Origin of the sequence: Brevibacillus parabrevis, from assembly GCF_003710905.1 — a bacterium.
Classification (GTDB): domain Bacteria; phylum Bacillota; class Bacilli; order Brevibacillales; family Brevibacillaceae; genus Brevibacillus; species Brevibacillus parabrevis.
Map to the genome: position 1 here is coordinate 14,508 of NZ_RHHV01000018.1, position 19,875 is coordinate 34,382.

At 52.5% G+C, this 19,875-nt stretch carries 15 protein-coding genes; 13 read left to right on the plus strand and 2 right to left on the minus strand.

Translation table 11 applies throughout. The features are described 5' to 3' along the window. Window positions 1–180: 180 nt before the first annotated feature. The 6 genes from argC to argF all read left to right on the plus strand — a co-directional run bounded on the left by argC (window position 181) and on the right by argF (window position 8,693). Window positions 181–1,221 (plus strand): N-acetyl-gamma-glutamyl-phosphate reductase, encoded by a 1,041-nt coding sequence (gene argC, locus EDM60_RS23380; protein WP_122966092.1) that lies wholly within the window; start codon window positions 181–183, stop codon window positions 1,219–1,221. A gap of 13 nt (window positions 1,222–1,234) precedes the next feature. Continuing rightward, a complete protein-coding gene (gene argB / locus EDM60_RS23385; RefSeq protein WP_122966093.1) occupies window positions 1,235–2,035 on the plus strand; it encodes an acetylglutamate kinase in 801 nt (266 codons plus the stop codon). Between the two features lie 13 nt (window positions 2,036–2,048). Further along, complete coding sequence (locus tag EDM60_RS23390) at window positions 2,049–3,230, plus strand: aspartate aminotransferase family protein (protein ID WP_122966094.1); 1,182 nt, start codon at window positions 2,049–2,051, stop codon at window positions 3,228–3,230. 205 nt (window positions 3,231–3,435) lie between these two features. Further along, window positions 3,436–4,542 carry a carbamoyl phosphate synthase small subunit gene (locus tag EDM60_RS23395; RefSeq protein ID WP_122966095.1) on the plus strand — a complete coding sequence of 369 codons (1,107 nt, stop codon included), beginning with the start codon at window positions 3,436–3,438 and terminating at the stop codon, window positions 4,540–4,542. Next, window positions 4,535–7,777, plus strand: coding sequence for a carbamoyl-phosphate synthase (glutamine-hydrolyzing) large subunit (carB, locus tag EDM60_RS23400; protein ID WP_122966096.1), 3,243 nt, complete (start codon window positions 4,535–4,537; stop codon window positions 7,775–7,777). Before EDM60_RS23395 ends, carB begins: the two co-directional genes overlap by 8 nt. Next, on the plus strand, window positions 7,722–8,693 hold the full coding sequence (gene argF, locus EDM60_RS23405) for an ornithine carbamoyltransferase (RefSeq protein ID WP_122966120.1): 972 nt from the start codon (window positions 7,722–7,724) through the stop codon (window positions 8,691–8,693). The genes carB and argF overlap by 56 nt, the downstream gene beginning before the upstream one ends. 142 nt (window positions 8,694–8,835) lie before the next feature. Here the strand turns inward: argF and EDM60_RS23410 are convergent, their stop codons facing one another. After that, complete coding sequence (locus tag EDM60_RS23410; RefSeq protein ID WP_122966097.1) at window positions 8,836–9,378, minus strand: histidine phosphatase family protein; 543 nt, start codon at window positions 9,376–9,378, stop codon at window positions 8,836–8,838. Between the two features lie 464 nt (window positions 9,379–9,842). Here EDM60_RS23410 and EDM60_RS23415 point away from each other — a divergent pair, with 464 nt between their 5' ends. From EDM60_RS23415 to EDM60_RS23425, 3 genes are all read left to right on the plus strand, one after another. Beyond that, window positions 9,843–11,102 carry an argininosuccinate synthase gene (locus EDM60_RS23415; protein ID WP_063229292.1) on the plus strand — a complete coding sequence of 420 codons (1,260 nt, stop codon included), beginning with the start codon at window positions 9,843–9,845 and terminating at the stop codon, window positions 11,100–11,102. Further along, window positions 11,099–12,544: an argininosuccinate lyase gene (gene argH, locus EDM60_RS23420; protein WP_122966098.1), complete on the plus strand. Its 1,446-nt coding sequence runs from the start codon at window positions 11,099–11,101 to the stop codon at window positions 12,542–12,544. The genes EDM60_RS23415 and argH overlap by 4 nt, the downstream gene beginning before the upstream one ends. Window positions 12,545–12,711: 167 nt before the next feature. After that, window positions 12,712–13,830: a GerAB/ArcD/ProY family transporter gene (locus EDM60_RS23425; protein ID WP_122966099.1), complete on the plus strand. Its 1,119-nt coding sequence runs from the start codon at window positions 12,712–12,714 to the stop codon at window positions 13,828–13,830. A 55-nt stretch (window positions 13,831–13,885) separates the two neighbouring features. On the opposite strand, the gene EDM60_RS23430 is transcribed toward EDM60_RS23425, so the two are convergent. Continuing rightward, a complete protein-coding gene (locus tag EDM60_RS23430) occupies window positions 13,886–15,043 on the minus strand; it encodes an iron-containing alcohol dehydrogenase (protein ID WP_122966100.1) in 1,158 nt (385 codons plus the stop codon). A 385-nt stretch (window positions 15,044–15,428) separates the two neighbouring features. Here EDM60_RS23430 and ftsE point away from each other — a divergent pair, with 385 nt between their 5' ends. The 4 genes from ftsE to EDM60_RS23450 all read left to right on the plus strand — a co-directional run bounded on the left by ftsE (window position 15,429) and on the right by EDM60_RS23450 (window position 19,796). After that, window positions 15,429–16,115: a cell division ATP-binding protein FtsE gene (ftsE, locus tag EDM60_RS23435; protein WP_063229295.1), complete on the plus strand. Its 687-nt coding sequence runs from the start codon at window positions 15,429–15,431 to the stop codon at window positions 16,113–16,115. Next, the gene (gene ftsX, locus EDM60_RS23440) at window positions 16,105–17,001 is read left to right on the plus strand and encodes a permease-like cell division protein FtsX (RefSeq protein WP_122966101.1); all 897 of its coding nucleotides are present in this window, start codon (window positions 16,105–16,107) and stop codon (window positions 16,999–17,001) included. Before ftsE ends, ftsX begins: the two co-directional genes overlap by 11 nt. Before the next feature lie 25 nt (window positions 17,002–17,026). Beyond that, a complete protein-coding gene (locus EDM60_RS23445; protein WP_122966102.1) occupies window positions 17,027–18,229 on the plus strand; it encodes a murein hydrolase activator EnvC family protein in 1,203 nt (400 codons plus the stop codon). A 97-nt stretch (window positions 18,230–18,326) separates the two neighbouring features. Then, window positions 18,327–19,796, plus strand: a complete 1,470-nt coding sequence (locus EDM60_RS23450; RefSeq protein WP_122966103.1) for a S41 family peptidase — start codon at window positions 18,327–18,329, stop codon at window positions 19,794–19,796. Window positions 19,797–19,875 lie beyond the last annotated feature (79 nt).

A 19,875-nucleotide genomic window follows, 5' to 3' on the forward strand; every position in this document is an offset into this window, starting at 1 on the left:
ATCCGGGCGTTTTTTTATTGCTAGGGACTTATAAAAATTCATGCTGGCGAAGAACCAATTAAGGCTGAGCACCAGCAGAAAAATTAGCGCATACAGATTTGCCAGTTGTATTTCATCTGAATTTTTATTATCATTCATGTATAAAAATACAAAAACGGATATAAAGAAAGGGAGAGGTTCATGGTTCGGGTCGGAATCGTTGGGGCAACTGGTTACGGCGGAGCGGAATTGATTCGTCTGCTGGCTGGCCACCCTCAAGTTGAAATAGCAAATGTATATTCAAGCTCGGCGGATGGAGAGGGACTGGAAAAAACGTTTCCGCATGTAAGCGGGCTGGGGTTGCCAAAGCTTTTGCCTATTGATGCGGACAGCATGAGCAAAGCGAATGATTTGATTTTTCTGGCCACGCCTGCGGGGGTCAGCGCCGGATTGTCTCCACAACTCGTCGAGAGCGGCGTGAAGGTGATCGATCTGTCCGGCGATTTTCGGTTGGAGAAGGGCGATGTATACAAAGCCTGGTATAAAAAAGAGCCAGCGCCAGCCAGCTTTGTCGAGCAGGCGGCATACGGACTGACGGAATGGAATCAGGAGCAGGTCGCAGGTGCCAGCCTCATTGCCAATCCGGGATGCTATCCGACAGCGGCACTCCTCGCTTTGATTCCTTTGATGAAAAGCGGGTGGGTCAAGCCGAACAGTTGGATCGTTGACGCCAAGTCAGGTGTTTCCGGGGCAGGCCGAGGTGTTTCGCTCGGCGTTCACTACAGCGAAATCAACGAAAGCATCCATGCTTACAAAGTAGGCAGCCATCAGCATACGCCAGAGATTGAGCAGGAGCTGCACAAGCAGAGCGGCGTGGAGACGATCGTGCAGTTTACTCCTCACCTCGTGCCGATGACGCGCGGGATTTTGGTCACGGCTTACGGTCAACTGAGCCAGGAGGTAAGCCAGGCGCAAATACAGGAGCTGTACGAAGCGACTTATGCTGACAAACCGTTTGTCCGTGTACGTCCAGCGGGAAGCTATCCGCATACGAAGGAAGTGTACGGCTCCAATTACTGCGACATCGCCATTCATGTAGATCAGCGTACGGGTCGGGTCGTTTTGCTGTCCGTGATCGACAACATGATGAAGGGGGCAGCAGGCCAAGCGGTGCAAAATATGAACGTCATGTTCGGAATGCCAGAAAAAACGGGTTTGCCGCTCGTTCCGGTATTCCCGTAGAGGAGGAAAAGCGATGCAGGGGATAGTCGTTATCAAATGCGGCGGCAGCACGATGGATCAGTTGCCGGACTCTTTTTTTCAGGCGATTGCGAAGCTGCAACAGGAAGGCAAGCAGATCGTTATCGTGCATGGCGGGGGGCCTGCGATTAACAGCATGCTGGACCGCGTGCAAATCACGCCGCAGTTTGTCGACGGGTTGCGCGTGACTTGCGAAGATACATTGCGCGTCGTGGAAATGATTTTGTGCGGAAGCATCAACAAGCTACTCGTGCGGCGCTTGACCCAAGCGGGCGCCAAGGCATGGGGCGTGAGCGGAATCGACGGACAGACACTCGTGGCGCAAAAAACGTCCAAACCGCTGGGCTGGGTAGGAGAGATTACGAAAGCCGATACGGCCATTCCGGCTGCGATTCTGGAAAAAGGCTACGTTCCGGTCATTGCTCCGCTGTCCGTGAGCGATAACGGGGTGGATACGTACAACGTCAACGCGGATGTAGCAGCGGGCGCAATCGCGGCAGCACTTTCTGCGGAAAAGCTGATCATGGTAACAGATGTTCCAGGGATCATGCGGCCGCAAGCAGATGGCACCAAAGAAATTGTCGCTCAAACAAGCACAGAAGAGATTCAAGCGATGATCGAGGCCCAAATCATTACTGGCGGAATGATTCCGAAGGTTCAGGCAGCACTGGATGCACTCGGTCAAGGCGTCAATCAGGTCGTCATTTGCAGGGGAACAGCGGAAGACTTGCTCGGCGTCTGCACAGGGGAGACAGTCGGTACAACGGTCAGAATGAATGTAAATCACGCCAATTAAGGAGGGCAAAGACATGAGTACAGTGACAGCGCCATTGCATGTTATGAATAACTATGCAAGATGGCCAATCAGCCTGGTAAAAGGCAAAGGAAATCAAGTGTGGGATGATCAGGGGAAAGCCTATCTCGATTTTACCTCAGGCATCGCGGTCACTTCGTTGGGGCACGTCCCGCCAAAAGTGACAGCCAAGCTGCACGAACAGCTGGATACGCTGTGGCATTGTTCTAATCTGGTGCACATTCCGCAGCAACAAATTTTGGCGGAAAAGCTGAGCCGCCTGTCAGGGCTGGATCAGGCGTTTTTTTGCAACAGCGGGGCCGAGGCGAATGAGGGCTTGATCAAGCTTGCTCGCCGCTATGCGCAAAAAGTGAAAGGCGAGGATCGCTACGAGGTCATTACGTTTGCGCAGTCTTTTCACGGACGTACCTTGGCGACATTGACAGCGACAGGCCAGGACAAGGTCAAGGATGGTTTCCTGCCTTTGCCTGCGGGCTTCGTCACAGTACCGTACAACGATCTCGCGGCGGTTCAATCCGCGATTAACGACAAGACGTGCGCGATCATGCTGGAACTGGTTCAGGGCGAAGGCGGCGTGCACCCGGCAGAGGAAGCCTGGGTGAAATCACTGCGTGACTTGTGCGATGAGCACGGATTGTTGCTCTTGGTCGACGAAATTCAGACGGGCATTGGCCGAACTGGCACATGGTTCGCTTTTCAACAATATGGAGTCAAGCCGGATGCGATTTCTTTGGCAAAAGGCTTGGGCAGCGGCTTCCCGATCGGCGCAGTCGTTGCTACAAAAGAAGTGGCAGAAGCATTTTCGCCAGGGACGCACGGAACGACATTCGGCGGAAACCCGTTGGCAGCGACAGCAGGAATCGCTACGCTTGCGACGATGGAAGAAGAACAAATCCTCGATCAGGTAGCGCATATCCATCAAGTGTTGACGCAAGAGCTGGAAAAATTGAAGGCCGAGCATCCTGACAAGATCGTCACCGTGCGTGGAAAAGGGCTGCTTTTGGGCGTAGAGCTGACTATCCCGGCGGGCGATATCGTGACGTATGCACGGGAAAAAGGAGTCATCTTCCTGACGGCAGGGCCGCAAGTTTTGCGTCTGCTCCCTTCCTTCGTTACGACGGACGAGGAAGTAAAGCAGGCAATGGCTGTATTCGGAGAGGCTTTGGAGCAAGCCTAACAGCAAAGAGTGCATGTTCTGCCAAAATGCAACGAGTTGCGGAAGTCAAAAAACTCGTTGCATTTTTATAATGTTGAATGTATATTAATACAAAGAGTTGCATAAATTCTCGGTATGAACGGTATACAAGTGAATGAATTATTCACCTGATCATATGCGCCAGTTGGCGTCTAGACGTGCCTATTGGAGAGGAGTGGCTTCACGGATGAACAGAGAGAATCAATCACTGGGAACGGGATACCTCACGTTGGAGAGCGGCGAGGTATTCGCAGGACAGCTTTACGGTGCTCCCATTAACGGATTCGGAGAAGTGGTTTTTCATACAGGGATGACGGGCTATCAGGAAGTCATGACTGACCCTTCCTTTGCGGGACAGATCGTCACCTTCACATATCCATTGATCGGGAACTACGGGATCAATGAAAAAGATTATGAAGCAGCCAAGCCGGCATTGACGGGAATGATCGTCAGCGAGCTGTGCACAGAGCCTAGCCATTACGAGTCGACCAAGACACTGGCCCAGGCGGCGGAAGACTTCGGCTTTCCGATCCTGGCCGGAATCGATACCCGAACCATTACGAAGCGCGTGCGGCAAAATGGTCCGGTCTTCGGTGTGATTTCCGATCAGCCTATGCAAGCGGCTGAAGTGGCGTCACTGCGCTACAAGCATGCGAAAAAATCATTGGTAGCGAACGTTTCCACGAATCAAATCGAGCGTTACCCGGGTACAGGCGAGCATGTCGTGCTGGTCGATCTCGGAATGAAAAAATCGATTCTCGATTCGCTGCTGGAACTGGGGTGCCGTGTCACGGTGGTGCCGTTTGATACGACATTTGCCCAAATCAACGCGCTTGCGCCAGACGGGCTGCTGTTTTCCAACGGCCCTGGAGATCCGGAGCATCTGCTCGCGTATTGCAGCGAATGGCGAAAAGCGGTTGAGCAGTACCCGACACTTGGCATCTGTCTGGGCCATCAAGTGCTGGCGCTGATGTACGGCGGCAAAACAGAGAAGCTTGCTTATGGCCACCGCGGAAGCAACCATCCGGTGAAGGACATGATGACGGGCAAAGTATACATGACCTCGCAAAACCACGGATACGTCGTCAAGGAAGAAGCTTTGGACAAACGCCAGTTGGCCGTGTCGTACCGAAATGTAAATGACGGCTCGGTAGAAGGGCTGCGCCATGTGAGTCTGCCCGTGTTCAGCGTGCAGTACCATCCGGAGGCGCATCCCGGACCGAGCGATACTTCCCATATATTCCACCAATTCTTGCAATCGATGCGTGTAGTAGGAGCGAAGAGATATGCCTAAATTGCCACACATTCACAAAGTTTTGGTTATCGGTTCTGGCCCGATCGTTATCGGTCAGGCGGCCGAATTTGATTACGCCGGAGCACAAGCCTGCCTTTCGTTGAAAGAAGCGGGCGTGCAGGTCGTGCTGGTGAACAACAACCCGGCGACGATCATGACAGATGAGCAAGTAGCAGACAAAGTGTATCTGGAGCCGCTCACCGTGGAATCGGTGACCGAGATTATCGCCAAGGAGCGCCCGGACGGCCTTTTGCCTACACTGGGCGGACAGACCGGACTGAATCTCGCCGTTTCCCTGGCGGAAGCGGGAGTCCTGGAAAAGTATCAGGTACAGCTGCTGGGAACGCCGCTTGCCGCCATTCAAAACGGGGAAGACCGTGAACTGTTCAAGCAGTTGATGCAACAAATCGGAGAGCCGGTTCCCGAGAGCGACACAGTGGAATCCGTAGAAGCGGCCATTCAATTTGCCAACTCCATCGGCTATCCCGTCATCGTCCGTCCTGCCTATACATTGGGTGGAGCAGGGGGCGGCATCGCTGAGGATGAAGTTGCTCTGCGCAAAGTTGCGGCGGGCGGCATCGCAGCCAGCCCGATCGGGCAAGTGCTGATCGAGCGGAGCGTAAAAGGCTGGAAAGAGATTGAATACGAGGTCATGCGGGATGCCAACGACACCTGCATCATCGTCTGCAATATGGAAAATTTGGACCCGGTGGGTATCCACACGGGAGACAGCATCGTCGTGGCGCCATCGCAAACTTTGACAGACCGTCAGTATCAAATGTTGCGCAGCGCTTCGACAAAAGTGATCCGCTCGCTGGGCGTAGTAGGCGGCTGCAATATCCAGTTTGCCCTCGATCCCGATTCTGACCGCTACGTGCTGATCGAAGTCAACCCGCGGGTGAGCCGCTCGAGTGCGTTGGCTTCCAAGGCGACAGGCTATCCGATTGCGCGGATCGCTGCCAAGCTGGCATTGGGCTATGGGCTGGACGAAGTGATCAACCCGATTACGGGTTACACGTATGCCAGCTTTGAGCCTGCTTTGGACTACATCGTGGTAAAAATTCCGCGCTTTCCATTTGACAAGTTCCCGCACGCTGACCGCAAGCTGGGTACGCAGATGAAGGCAACGGGCGAAGTCATGTCCATCGCCCGCAATCTGGAGGCTGGCTTGTTGAAGGCCGTTCGCTCGCTGGAGCAAGGCTGCACACACCTGTCTCGCCCGGAGCTTGCTTCCTGGACGAATGAAGAGCTGGCTCAAGCTTTGCAGGATGCGACTGATATCCGTTTGTTCGTTTTTGCCGAAGCGATTCGCAAAGGGTTCACAGAAGAACAGTTGCACGGCCTGACAGGGGTAGATCCGTTTTTCCTGCGGAGCTTGCGCAAAATCGTCGACATGGAAGTCGAGCTGTCTGCTCACGACAGCAGCACACTCTCCACAGAGCTGCTGTTGGCTGCCAAACGTCTCGGTTTTGCGGATGAAACAATCGCTTCGCTGACCGGAGCAACGCCTTTGCAAATCAAACAACAGCGCGAGAAAGCGAACATTACGCCTACTTATAAAATTGTGGATACGTGCGCGGCAGAGTTCGACGCACAGACACCGTACTACTATTCGGATTGGCAAGGAGTAGATGAAGTCGAGACATTGACCGGACGAAAAGTTCTGGTGCTCGGCTCCGGCCCGATCCGCATCGGGCAAGGCATCGAGTTCGACTACTGCTCTGTCCACGCCGCGAAAGCTTTGCAAGCAAGCGGAATTTCCGCTGTCGTCGTAAACAACAACCCGGAAACTGTGAGTACGGATTATGAAACGGCTGACCACCTTTACTTTGAGCCGCTGCATGTGGAAGATGTGCTGCACGTTGCCGAACGTGAACAGGTGGAAGGAGTCATGGTTCAGTTTGGCGGGCAAACAGCGATCAACCTGGCGGCAAAGCTGGAACAGGCCGGGCTGAAGGTAATGGGCACGTCACTGGCTGCCATTGAACGGGCAGAGGATCGCGAGCTGTTCTACGCCATGCTGCGCAAGCTCGACATTCCGCACATCCCGGGCAAAGGGGTGTCGTCTCTGGAAGATGCGACCGCGATCGCAGAAGAGATTGGCTTCCCTGTTTTGATGCGGCCTTCGTACGTCATCGGCGGACAAGGAATGGTGGTTGTACACGACATCGCAGAGCTGGAAGCGACGATCAGTGAATGGCTGAATCATCCGCAAAGCAGCGCGTTTTTCCCGCTTTTGGTCGATAAATACGTACCAGGTCGGGAAGCCGAAGTTGATGCGGTTTGCGATGGGCAGTCTGTCGTGATCCCGGGAATTTTTCAACACGTGGAGAAAGCGGGGATTCACTCTGGTGACAGTGTGGCGCTTTTCCCGGCTCCAGCCCTATCTGCTGAAATCAAGAGCAAAATCGCCAGCTATACAGAAGCGATCGCCCGTGAAATGGGAGCGGTCGGTCTGATCAACATCCAGTTCGTCATCGACACGGATACCGTGTATGTGCTGGAGGTAAACCCGCGTGCATCGCGTACCGTGCCAATCACGAGCAAGGTGACAGGCATCCCGATGGTCCAGTTGGCTGTAAAGGCTCAATTGGGTGAAAAGCTGGCGGATATGGGATACGGAACAGGCTTGCTGCCGGACATTCCATTTGCCGTCGTCAAAGCACCTGTCTTTTCCACGATCAAACTGAATGGCGTGGACCCGGTTCTCGGTCCTGAGATGAAGTCTACCGGAGAGGTGTTGGGACTGGGACGGACGTTTGAGGAAGCGGCTGGAAAAGCGTTTGCCTTCAAGGACAATCTGTACGGCGACTGGCAAACAGGCAAGCTGGTCATGGTCTCGCTAACTGACGCGGACAAAAAGGAAGAAGTCGGCAAGCTGATCGGACAGCTGCAAGCAGAAGGAGCGGCTCTAGCGGCAACGGCTGGTACGGCCGAATGGCTGGCAGCGTCTGGCGTTTCGGTCAAACATGTCGTGGAAGACGAAGCGGCCTGGAATCAATTGCTGCAAAAAGAGCAGGCAGCCTTTGCGCTGATTACCGCTACAAAAGGAAACCAACAGGGCAGAAGAGGGTTTGCCTTGCGCAGCCGCATGGTGCAGCAAGGAGTTCCGCTGTTCTGTGCAACAGATACATTCTCGTTATATGTGAAGTCCATTATGATGAAAAGAGGTGGCTCTCATGCAGCCAGTGAAGATATTGGAACACTTTCAAAACTTGCCCCTGCAAAAGCATAAAGGAAAAGACTTTTTGCGTGTCGATGAGTTCAGCGGTGAAGAATTGATGGAGTTGCTCCATCTTGCGGCACACATCAAGCAGCTGCAAAAGCTGGGACAGCCGTTTACGCCTTTGCAAGGCAAGACGTTGGGCATGATTTTTGACAAGGCTTCGACTCGTACGCGCGTTTCCTTTGAAGTGGGGATGCACCAGCTTGGCGGGCTCGGAATGTTCATGAGCGGCAAGGAATTGCAACTGGGACGCGGAGAGCCAATCAGCGATACGGCAAAAGTATTGTCGCGCTACGTCGATGCGATCATGATTCGCACGTTCTCGCACTCTTACGTGGAAGAGTTGGCTGAACACGCCTCTATTCCGATCATCAACGGTTTGACGGATTTGTACCATCCATGCCAGGCACTGGCTGACATGCTGACGATCTGGGAGCACAAAGGCAAGCTCAAAGGCGTCAAGCTCGCCTATGTGGGCGACGGGAACAACGTAGCCAACTCGCTCGTTCTGGCAGCCGTTTTGCTCGGACTCGAAGTGCGCGTGGCAACGCCGGTTGGCTATGAGATGGATGCTGCCATCGTAGCAAAAGCGGTCGAGTACGCGAAAAAGAGCGGCGGAAAAATGATCGTGACGCATGACCCGGTAGAGGCAGTCGCAGGGGCAGACGCTGTTTACACAGACGTATGGACCAGCATGGGCTTTGAAGAAGAAAACGAAGTGCGCCTGAAAGCATTCGCCGAGTACCAGGTGAACGAGCAACTGGTAGCACATGCGGATCGCCATTACTTGTTCCTGCACTGCTTGCCAGCGCACCGTGGCGAAGAAGTGAGCGCGGGAGTCATTGACGGCGCAAGCTCGGTTATTTTCGATCAGGCTGAAAACCGCTTGCACGCGCAAAAAGCAGTTTTGGCAGCGCTCGTGTAGAGATACTGGAATGAAGCCGAACAGGCCGTGAATTTATGATTTGCGCTTGCCGAAGAAGCGGCAAACTAAAAAAACAGTTACAAGAGGCACAGTGTTTTGAACCTGGCCCTTGTAACTGTTTTTTGTTTGGACGCACGCTCAGCTACAGCTCGATCCTGGTTAGCTGCCATTTTTCCCGTCTTTGTGTGAGGCGAAATACGTCTGGATTGCGAAGCTGCTCCCAGTCGGAAAAGCCAATCCGCTCGTCGAAAGCTTTCAGGACGAGGGCGAGCAGACAGCCGTGTGTGACAAGCACAAAAGTCTGGTCGCTTTCGCTTTGCAACAGTTCGTGGATGACTGCGCAGGCCCGATCCATTGCCTCCTGGCTGGACTCGCCACCCTCCAGCTTGAGAGAAAGGTCAGCGAACGTATCGCGCAACCGCTCATACCAGTCAGGGCGAGGCACGCTGGAAAGCACACGTTCTTCCAGGCGCTCGTCCGTTTCTATCGGGATGCCTTGCTTGCGAGCAAATGGCTCGATCGTAGCCAGCGCCCGCCGATACGGACTGGAGATAATGCGGTCGATCGGGTAAGCGGCAAAAAAAGATGCCAACTGCTCGGCTTGGGCCGCTCCACGTTCAGTGAGCGCCGCTTCTGGTTCTTGGCCTGTAGCCTGGCAGTGGCGCACCAGAAAAATTTGCTTCATCTGTTCCTCCCATCCGGCTTTGAAAGTCCCAAAGCGTATAACTATATGGATTCTCCCTGAATGGGAGTCATTCCTATCGTCGCCGCAGCTTCATTTCGCATGAATACACTTTTCTATGCATAAATACAGTTTTATGCACGCCAAAAAGCGGGCGAGAAGCGAGCGGGAGGCAGCACAGAGTCGGTTTTGAATAAACAGAATTTTTCGCCTATACAAAAGGCACAAGCGGCAAGTCTGGATCGGCTCAGAGCGCGATAAAATGGCGAAAAACGCCTATGCGATGGGAACTGGCGAATGGCACATGTGGAAAAAGCGGGTAGCTTGCCGCTTTTTCGGGTAAAAAACGGCTGACTAATTTTGTCTGTGAAAATCTCGCAAATAAATGCGAAAAGTGGTTGTATTTTTATTAACTCGTTTGTATAATTACTCACATAAGAGATCACTTGAAACGGGGAGAGAGAATAATGGCAAAAGATAAAATTGTTTTGGCCTACTCTGGCGGTTTAGATACATCGGTAGCAATTAAATGGTTGCAAGACACGTACAATTTTGACGTCATCGCGGTTGCTTTGGATGTAGGGGAAGGCAAAGACCTCGATTTCGTCCAGAAAAAAGCACTTCAAGTAGGAGCGCTCAAATCCATCGTTGTTGATGCGAAGGAAGCATTCGCAGAAGAATTTGTCCTGCCTGCCCTGAAAGCAAATGCGATGTACGAAGGCAAATACCCGCTCGTGTCGGCTTTGTCGCGTTACCTGATTTCTCGCGTGCTGGTTGAGATCGCAGAAAAAGAAGGCGCTGTAGCGGTAGCGCACGGTTGCACAGGAAAAGGAAACGACCAGGTGCGTTTCGACGTATCCTTCACTGCCTTGAATCCGGATATCAAAATCGTGGCGCCTGTTCGCGAATGGGGCTGGACTCGCGACGAAGAGATTGAATATGCGAAAAAGAACAATATCCCGATCCCGATTGATCTGGACAATCCATACAGCATTGACCAAAACCTGTGGGGCAGAAGCTGCGAGTGCGGCGTTCTGGAAGATCCGTGGGCAGCGCCGCCAGAAGGTGCGTACGATCTGACGAAATCAATCGCAGACGCTCCAGAAGAAGCGGAAGAAATCGAGATCACGTTTGTCCAGGGCAAGCCAACTGCGCTGAACGGCGAGGAACTGCCATTGTCCGAACTGATCCTGAAGCTGAACAAAATTGCCGGAAACCACGGCGTAGGCCGCATCGACCACGTAGAAAACCGCCTGGTGGGCATCAAATCCCGCGAGGTGTACGAAACACCTGCTGCGACTACCCTGATTCTCGCGCACCGCGAGCTGGAATTTTTGACGCAGCCTCGTGAAGTAGCGCAATTCAAGCCGATTGTGGAGCAAAAAATGGCGCAAGTGATCTATGAAGGTCTGTGGTATTCGCCAATCCGCAATGCCGTTCAGGCGTTCATCGAAGAAACGCAAAAGCACGTAACAGGTGTCGTTCGCGTGAAGCTGCACAAAGGACATGCGATTGTAGTGGGCCGCAAATCTGCTTCGACACTCTACAGCCACGAGCTGGCTACTTACAATGCAGGCGATCAGTTCGATCACAAAGCAGCGCTTGGTTTCATCAAGCTGTGGGGATTGCCGACAAAAGTATACGCGCAAGTGAACGAAGGCGTATTGCATGAGAACAAAAATACGGCGATCAAGATTTTGGATGAAAAGGATGCGATCACGCAATGAAACTGTGGGGAGGACGCTTCACGAAGCCGACGAATCAGCTCGTAGAAGAGTATACAGCTTCTATCTCTTTTGACCAGAAGATGTGGCGTCAGGACATCGTCGGCAGCCTGGCTCATGTTGCCATGCTGGGCAAGTGCGGCATCCTGCCGATGGAGGAAGTACGTCAAATCATCGCGGGCTTGAAAAAAGTAAAAGACAAAATCGAGCGTGGGCAGGCCGAGTTTTTGGTCGCGCACGAAGATGTTCATATGAATATCGAGAAAATGCTGATTGAGGAAATCGGTCCGGTGGGGGGCAAGCTTCACACCGGACGCAGCCGCAACGATCAGGTTGCCCTGGATATGCACCTGTACCTCAGAGAGAAGCTGATGGAGATCATCCAGTTGGCGATGTACCTGCAGGAAGCGATGCTTGCGCAAGCCAGTCAGCACCTTGATACCGTCATGCCGGGTTATACGCATTTGCAACGTGCGCAGCCTGTCCTGTTCGGCTACCACCTGATGGCGTATGTTTCGATGCTTCAGCGTGACATCGAGCGGATGACCGAGACGTGGAATCGCGTGAATGTGCTGCCACTTGGCGCCGGTGCCCTGGCAGGCACGACGTTCCCGATCGACCGTACGTTTGTGGCTGAGATGCTGCAATTTGACGGCATTTATCAAAATAGCATGGACGCGGTTAGCGATCGCGATTTCATCGTCGAGTTTTTGGCTGACGCTTCGCTTTTGATGACGCATTTGTCCCGTCTGTGTGAAGAGCTCGTCATCTGGAGCAGCCAGGAGTTCTCGTTTGTCGAGCTGGATGATGCCTTTTGCACAGGTTCCAGCATCATGCCGCAGAAGAAAAATCCGGATGTCGCCGAGCTTGTGCGCGGAAAAACGGGCCGTGTGTACGGCAATCTGTTTGGTTTGTTGACTGTGCTCAAAGGCTTGCCGCTGGCGTACAACAAAGACATGCAGGAAGACAAGGAAGGCATGTTCGATACCGTGGCGACGATTCATGGCGCTCTTGCTCTGCTCACGCCGATGATCCAGACCATGCAGGTGAGAACAGAACGCATGCGTCAGGCTGTCACCAACGATTTCTCCAATGCGACTGATTTGGCGGATTACTTGGTGCGCAAAAACATGCCGTTCCGCCAGGCGCATGAAGTCGTGGGCAGAACCGTTCTGTACTGCATCGAGCAGCAAAAATATTTGCTCGACTTGACTCTGGAGGAGTTCCAAAGCTTCTCGGGCGTGATCGGGGCAGACGTGTACGATGCGCTGGCAGTAGAGACGGTCGTAAATGCCCGCAACGTGCTGGGCGGTACAGCGCGCAATCAGGTAGAAGCACAGATTGCCTGGTTCCAGAACAAGCTAAAAGAGACGCACGTCTGGGTAGATAAAAACAGTCAAAAAGTGATGATTGAATCGTTGATCGATGTCGGATCACCCGCATAATCGAGCAGTTTGACTAAAGCATGAGGACGGATAGGCAGCGAGCCTGTCCGTTTTTTTCATGCAAAAATGAATTTGAGGGGAGCGGAGGCGGGGCTTGGCGTTTAGCTGGGGGCGTATGGGGAAATAATTGTGAAAAGGTCATAAGGTCGAAAGCGGGCAAAATCATCATGCTGGACAATTACAAAATCAGTCCCCGACAATTTATGATGCTGGTTACCCTCGTAACGATTGGAGATTCTGTACTTGTCCTGCCGGCTATCTCAGCCGATCTCGCGAAACAGGACGCCTGGATTGCAGTCATGATCGGGCTTGTCATCGGACTGGGCAATGTGCTGCTGCTGATCGCAGTGGGCAAGCGCTATCCGAATGTAAGCTTTTTTTCGTTTATCGATCGATTATTCGGGCGTGTCCTGGGCACCATGATTACGCTCTCCTTCGTCTGGTACACGTTTTTTTCAGCCTCAGCTCACGTCTTGGAAACAGGAGATTTTGTCGGGACGTATCTTTTGAATGACACGCCGAGCATCGCGATTCAGCTGTTGCTCGTTATTCTCATCATGTTCGGAGTGCGGCTCGGGCTGCAAACGGTGGCCTACTCTGCGCAAATTTATTTTTACACCTTCTTTTTCCTGTTCGTGCTGCTCATCCTTTCCCTGATTCCGCAAGCTGATCTTTCCCGGCTACAGCCTGTGATGGAAAATGGCTGGAAGCCGATTGTGGCAGGTGCCATCCCTTCCGTTGCGTTTCCTTTTTCAGAGTTGGTTATATTTTTGGCGATTCTGCCGTACGTTTCACCCATTCAAAAGCGGATGCGGCATTTTTTGAAAGGGGCTTTTTTGGGCGGGATGGTGCTTGCGATCGTTATTTTTATGTGCATCCTCGTACTGGGCGCTGACCAGACAGCGCGCCATATGTACCCGTCGTACGTCCTGGCGAAGCAAATAAAGATCGGGACGTTCATTCAGCGGCTGGAAGTCATTCTCGCCGTGGTCTGGTTCATCGCTGTGAACGCCAAGATCACGATTTACAGTGTGTTTTTTCAACTGGGACTTCGCCACGTTTTCCGCATTCAAGATATGCCTGTGCTTACGTTGCCGTACATGGTCATGCTGTTGGTCATGGCAAATATTTTTACGCCAAACATGGTTGTGTATGGCAGCATCATCTCGCAATACTGGCCGTATTACGACTTTACCTATTCGATCGGGCTTCCCGTGCTGATGCTGATTGTGTACAAGTGGAGGAGCAAATTGGCCGGGCCGCAAATCCACGACACGAAACAATAACGCCGCGACTCTTGCGAGAGCGCGGCGTTTTTCCTTGGTCGGCAGCTATGATTTTTTACAGAGACATGCGCAAAATTTCGTGGACGTCTGCACTGGTTAATGTTTTGAACTGACCAATCGGACCAAAAGGAGTTGCTTTCTGGGCCATAAGTTCCAGATGCTCGTCCGTAATTTGATAGTCAGCGAGACGGGTAGGGGCTCCGATTCGGGCAAAGAACGCTTCTACAGCAGCGATTCCCTCAAGCGCCACTTCCTCATCCGTTTTTCCGGCGGGATCGACATTCCATACTTCCACGGCAAAACGGACGAATCGCGCCACGTTCTCCTTATACACATACCGCATCCATTTCGGGAAAATGATCGCCAGGCCGCCGCCGTGAGGAATATCGTACACGGCACTTACGGCGTGCTCGATGGAGTGCGTAGCCCAGTCAGTCGTCACGCCGACAGGCAACGTTCCGTTCAAAGCCATCGTCCCACTGTACAGGATGTTGGCGCGCGCGTCGTAATCTTGCGGATTGTCCAGAACGCGCTCGGCGTTTTCGATGACGGTTTTCATGATCGCCTCGGCAAAACGGGTTTGGAGCGGAATTTCGCTCGTGTGCGTGAAGTATTGCTCAAAAACGTGTGACAAAATATCGCTGATTCCGTAAATGGTCTGATCGCGCGGGACGCTGAACGTATTTTCCGGATCGAGAATGGAGAAGGTCGGGAAAGTAGTTCCAGCCCCGTGCTTTTCTTGTGTGTCCCAGTTGGTTACGACGCTGCCGCGATTCATTTCCGAGCCGGTCGCAGCGAGCGTCAGGACGGTGCCGAGCGGCAAAGCTTTTTCGGCTACTGCTTTGCGCGTATAGAAATCCCACACGTTGCCTTCGTAAGGAACGCCGACCGCAACTGCTTTTGCTGCGTCAATCACGCTGCCGCCGCCCACTGCCAAAATCCAGTCGACGCCTTCAGCGCGGCACAGGTCGATCCCTTTTTGCACAGTGCCAAGACGCGGGTTTGGCTCGACGCCTGGAAGCTCCAGCACGCGATTGCCAGCAGCTTGAAGCAGCGAGACAACCTTGTCATACAGGCCGGAGCGCTTGATGCTGCCACCGCCGTACACGAGCAGAACCGTGCTGCCAAGCTGCTTCGCTTTATCTTCCAGATGGGCCAGTTGGCCTCGGCCGAAAATGAGTTGAGTCGGGTTATAGTAAACGAAGTTTTCCATCATGTCAGCTCCTTCATCGTCTTGCATAGCTACATTTTAACGAACTGCCCGGATGCATGCCAGCCAGCGATGTGCTGAGGCTTCGCCAAAAAAGTTTGGCTTGGTGGCGTTTCGTAAACTTTTCGGTAACAAATCGTGTCGGATGGAAGAGAAAACGCGACGCTTTCGACAAGAAATAAGAGATTTAGTGGATACCATCCGCGAAACAGGGTGGTATAATAAATAAGATGGGTAATCTCGCTGTTTTTCAACATCGAACAACAGAGGTTGCCAGAGGGAAGAGGGGTTTTGTCGATTTTGCCTGAATCAGCAGCATTTCGGCAGAGAAATAAAAATCAGGATCAAGAGAATATAGAAGGATCTGACTATGTAGGATGTGATTTGCTTGATCGAGATGTTTGATGTTTGGAAAACGTACCCGAACGGCACGAATGCACTAAAGGGTATCAACATTCGGATTGAAAAAGGCGAATTTGTGTATGTGGTTGGGCCGAGTGGAGCAGGGAAGTCCACGTTTATCAAGCTCATGTACCGCGAAGAGAAACCGACCAAAGGGCAAATTTTTCTGGGCGGCTTCAACGTAAGCCGGATCAAGGAGCGGCAAATTCCGCTCGTTCGCCGCAGCATCGGGGTTGTCTTCCAGGATTTCAAACTGTTGCCGACACTCACTGTATTCGAAAATGTCGCATTTGCGATGGAAGTAATTGAAAGCAATCCAAAACAGATCAAGCCGCGTGTCATGGATGTGCTGGGTCTGGTCAAATTGAAGCACAAGGCGAAAATGTTGCCAAGCGAGCTGTCCGGTGGCGAACAGCAGCGGGTGGCACTGGCACGGGCGCTGGTGAACAGCCCTGGCATCATCATTGCCGACGAGCCGACAGGGAACCTCGATCCCGAGACGTCGTGGGAGATCATGAAGCTGTTTGAAGAAATCAATCAGCGCGGCACAACAGTCGTCATGGCTACGCACAACCGGGAGATTGTGAACACCATGAGAAAACGGGTCATTGCCATCGAAGCAGGACAAATTGCCCGTGATGAGCAGAGAGGGGATTACGGTTATGAAGATTAGAACGCTGGGACGCCACGTCCGTGAAGGGGTCAAAAACCTCAACCGGAACGGCTGGATGTCGTTCGCGTCAGTCAGTGCCGTTACGTTTACTCTGTTCATTCTTGGCGTCTTCCTGATTTTGGCGATGAACGTCAACTATTTTGCGAAATCAGTCGAAAAACAAGTGGAAATCAGGGTCTTCATGGCGGATCTTACTTCCAAGGAAGACTTGCAAAAATTTGAACAAAGCGTGCGCAACATGCCGACAGTGGAGTCTGTCGAGTTTATTTCCAAGGACGAAGGCTTGAAGCAGTTCAAGGAGAGTATGGGGGACAAGGCGTACCTTTTTGACGGCTTGGAAAAAGGGAACCCGCTTCCCGACTCGTTTGTCGTCAAGACGAAGCTGCCGCAGGACACGCCTGCTGTCGCCAATCAAATCAAGCAAATGAAATCGGTCAGAAGCTTGAACTACGGGGAAGGAACAGTCGAAAAGCTGTTTGCTGCCACTGACACGGTAAGAAACGTAGGGATCGCCTTCATTATCGGTCTGGGCTTCACCGCCATGTTCCTGATTGCCAACACAATCAAGCTGACCATTGTAGCAAGGCGCAGAGAAATCGAGATCATGAAGCTTGTTGGCGCCACGAACTGGTTTATTCGCTGGCCGTTCTTTGTAGAAGGATTGCTCATGGGTGTAACCGGGGCATTAATCCCGATCATTTTGCTGGCAGTTGGCTACTACTACCTGCTGGATGCCATTCATTCCAGCTTTGAAGCTTCCCAACTGTTCAATCTATTGCCATTGTTCCCATTGGTGTATCAGGTAGCCCTCGCTTTGCTGGCGATTGGCGCGTTTATCGGAATCTGGGGAAGCCTGGTGTCAGTTCGCCGCTTCCTGCGAGTTTAACATTGGAAAACGTGGGAGGAGTATCATGAGAAAGAGGATGATCCTAGCAACACTCTTGATCACTGGCCTTTTGGCCGGTTCAGCGATCCCGACTAACGTGAGCTGGGCAGCCAGCAAAGCATCTTTGGACAAGATCAATCGAGAGTTGAAGGAAATACAAAAGAAGAAAAAGCAGCAGCAACAGCAAATGAAGCAAGCTGAGCAGCAAATCGGTGCCGTGCAAAAGGAGCAGCAAGATTTGCAAACACAGCTCATGACGATCGACTTGCGCCGCAATGAAACACAAAGCAAGTTGGACAAGCTGGAGCAGCAAATGAATGAAACGAAGGAAAAGGCTGCCAATGCGCAAGATGAACTGGATGAAGCAAAAGATCGGGTGGCAAAACGGGAAACCTTGTTGAAAACCCGGGTAAAATCCATGTACGAGCGCGGAAATGTCTCCTATCTGGACGTTCTTCTCGGATCGTCCGATTTCGGCGACTTCCTGACCCGCATGGAGGGTTTGCAGTTGATTCTTGAGCAGGATACGCGTATTCTAGAAGACAATATTCGCGACAAAGAAACAGTCGAGACAAAAAAGAAAGAGATCGAGCACCAGCTGACTGTTTATGCAGGGATGCTTGACGAGGCGGAAGCACTCAAAGCCGAACTGGACAAGCAGTACAAGCACAGTCTCGTGGTCAAGGCTGAACTGAAGAAGAAAGAAGCTGCTCTGGAAGAAGACCTGGAGCAGTATGGACAGCAGTTGATCGAGTTCACGAAGCAAGAATCCGCCAAGTACGCGGAGCGGGTGCGGGCGATGAGCGCGTCGAGCACAGGCTACAAGGGCGGCAAGCTGGCCTTGCCGGTTGCAGACGGACAATTTCGCTTCAGCTCGGGCTTCGGGGTGCGAACCGACCCGTTTACAGGACGTTCAGCTGGGCATAATGGTGTAGACATGGCAGCTCATAAAGGAACGACGATCATGGCTGCGGCTGACGGTGTCGTAATTTATGCCGGGTATTACAATGGTTTTGGCAATACGGTCATGATCAGGCACAGCGCTGATCTGGTCACTCTCTACGGACACATTCGCGAGGGCGGAATCAAAGTGTCTACGGGACAGTCTGTATCGAGAGGCCAGAAGATCGCAGAAGTCGGCTCCACAGGCCGATCTACCGGAAATCACGTTCATTTTACCGTCTACAAAAATGACGTTGCTGTCAACCCAATGCCGTACCTGAAATAGTCATGCAGCGGGCAGCCAGACAAATATTGCTAACGGGGAATGCATACACTAGCAGCATATCTTTTTGCCGGTAGCACAAAGGATGGTGACGTGAGTAGTGAGATGGAAAGGACGTACTGTATTAGCGCTTGTGCTCATTTCGATGGTAGCCAGCAGCTTTTTGACCATAGCGCTGATGAAGACTTCAGCCAGCGCGAACGCAACACAGAGTGGCGCCTTGACGGCTTCTACCAGCACAGTGTTTTCGGGAAGCTCGGAATATCCGCAGGAGTTCAAAAAGCTGTACGAAGCTTTTACAGCGATTAAAAAAGATTACATTCAAACCGTCACCAACGATCAGTTGGTAGAAGGCGCAATCGGCGGCATGGTTGGGGCTTTGGAAGATCCGTACAGCGATTACATGGACCCGAAATCGGCCGAAGAGTTTACCTCTACACTGCATTCGACCTTCCAGGGAATCGGGACAGAGGTAACGATGCAAAATGGACGGGTTACCGTCGTCTCGCCATTCAAAGGCTCCCCGGCTGAACGGGCAGGTCTCAGACCAAACGACCAGATTTTGAGCGTCAACGGCGAATCGCTGGAGGGTCTGGATTTGCACCAGGCCGTGACGAAAATTCGCGGGCCAAAAGGTACGAAGGCTGTACTGAAAGTCGTTCGGGCAGGCGTAGCGGAACCGCTGAACATCGTGTGCATCCGTGACGATATTCCGATCGAGACAGTGAACAGCCAAATCCTTGAGAAAAACGGCGTAAAGGTTGGCGTGATCGCCATTACCCAATTCTCGACGGAGACAGCGAAACACTTCAAAGATCAATTGGCTTCCCTGGAGAAAAAGGGGATTGGCGGACTCGTCATCGACGTGCGCGGCAATCCGGGCGGTTACTTGCTCGCAGTCAAGGAAATCGGCGAAGTGCTCGTGCCGAAAAAAGGAGTCATCGTCGCCATTGAGTACGGTACTGGCGGACAGCAAAAAGAAGAGTATCGTTCTATGACAGATGCGGCCAAACCGTATCCAATCACCGTCCTGATCAACGGGGGCAGCGCAAGCGCCTCGGAGATTTTGGCGGGCGCGATGCGCGACAGCGGACACTACAAGCTGGTCGGTGAAAAGAGCTTCGGCAAAGGAACTGTCCAAAGCACGATGGAAATGACAGACAAGAGCCAGTTGAAGCTGACTATCGCCAAATGGGTTACGCCAAGCGGCGAATGGATTCACAAAAAAGGGATCGAACCGGACTTCAAAGTCGCGCAGCCTGAGTATTTCAATGCGACGCAACTGCCAGCGGACAAGGAGCTTGCCAAGGACATGGCGGGCAACGACGTGAAGAATCTGCAACTGATCCTGACCGGACTGAATTTGTCGCCAGGTCGTGATGACGGCTACTTCGATGAGAAGACGGAGCAGGCAATCAAGCAGTTCCAAACCGCGAAGAAGCTTCCTGTAACCGGGAAAGTGGACGCTGCCACGCGCAGTCAACTGGAAGACAGCTTGCGCGAGACCATGCGCAAACCGGAGAATGACCTGCAATTGCAAAAGGCTCTGGACGTTGTCAGCGGCAAGTAATGAAAATAACAAGAATATGGAAGCAGGGAATCCCCTTGTTTCCGTAGAAATGATAACCACGGCAAATCACATGTCGTGG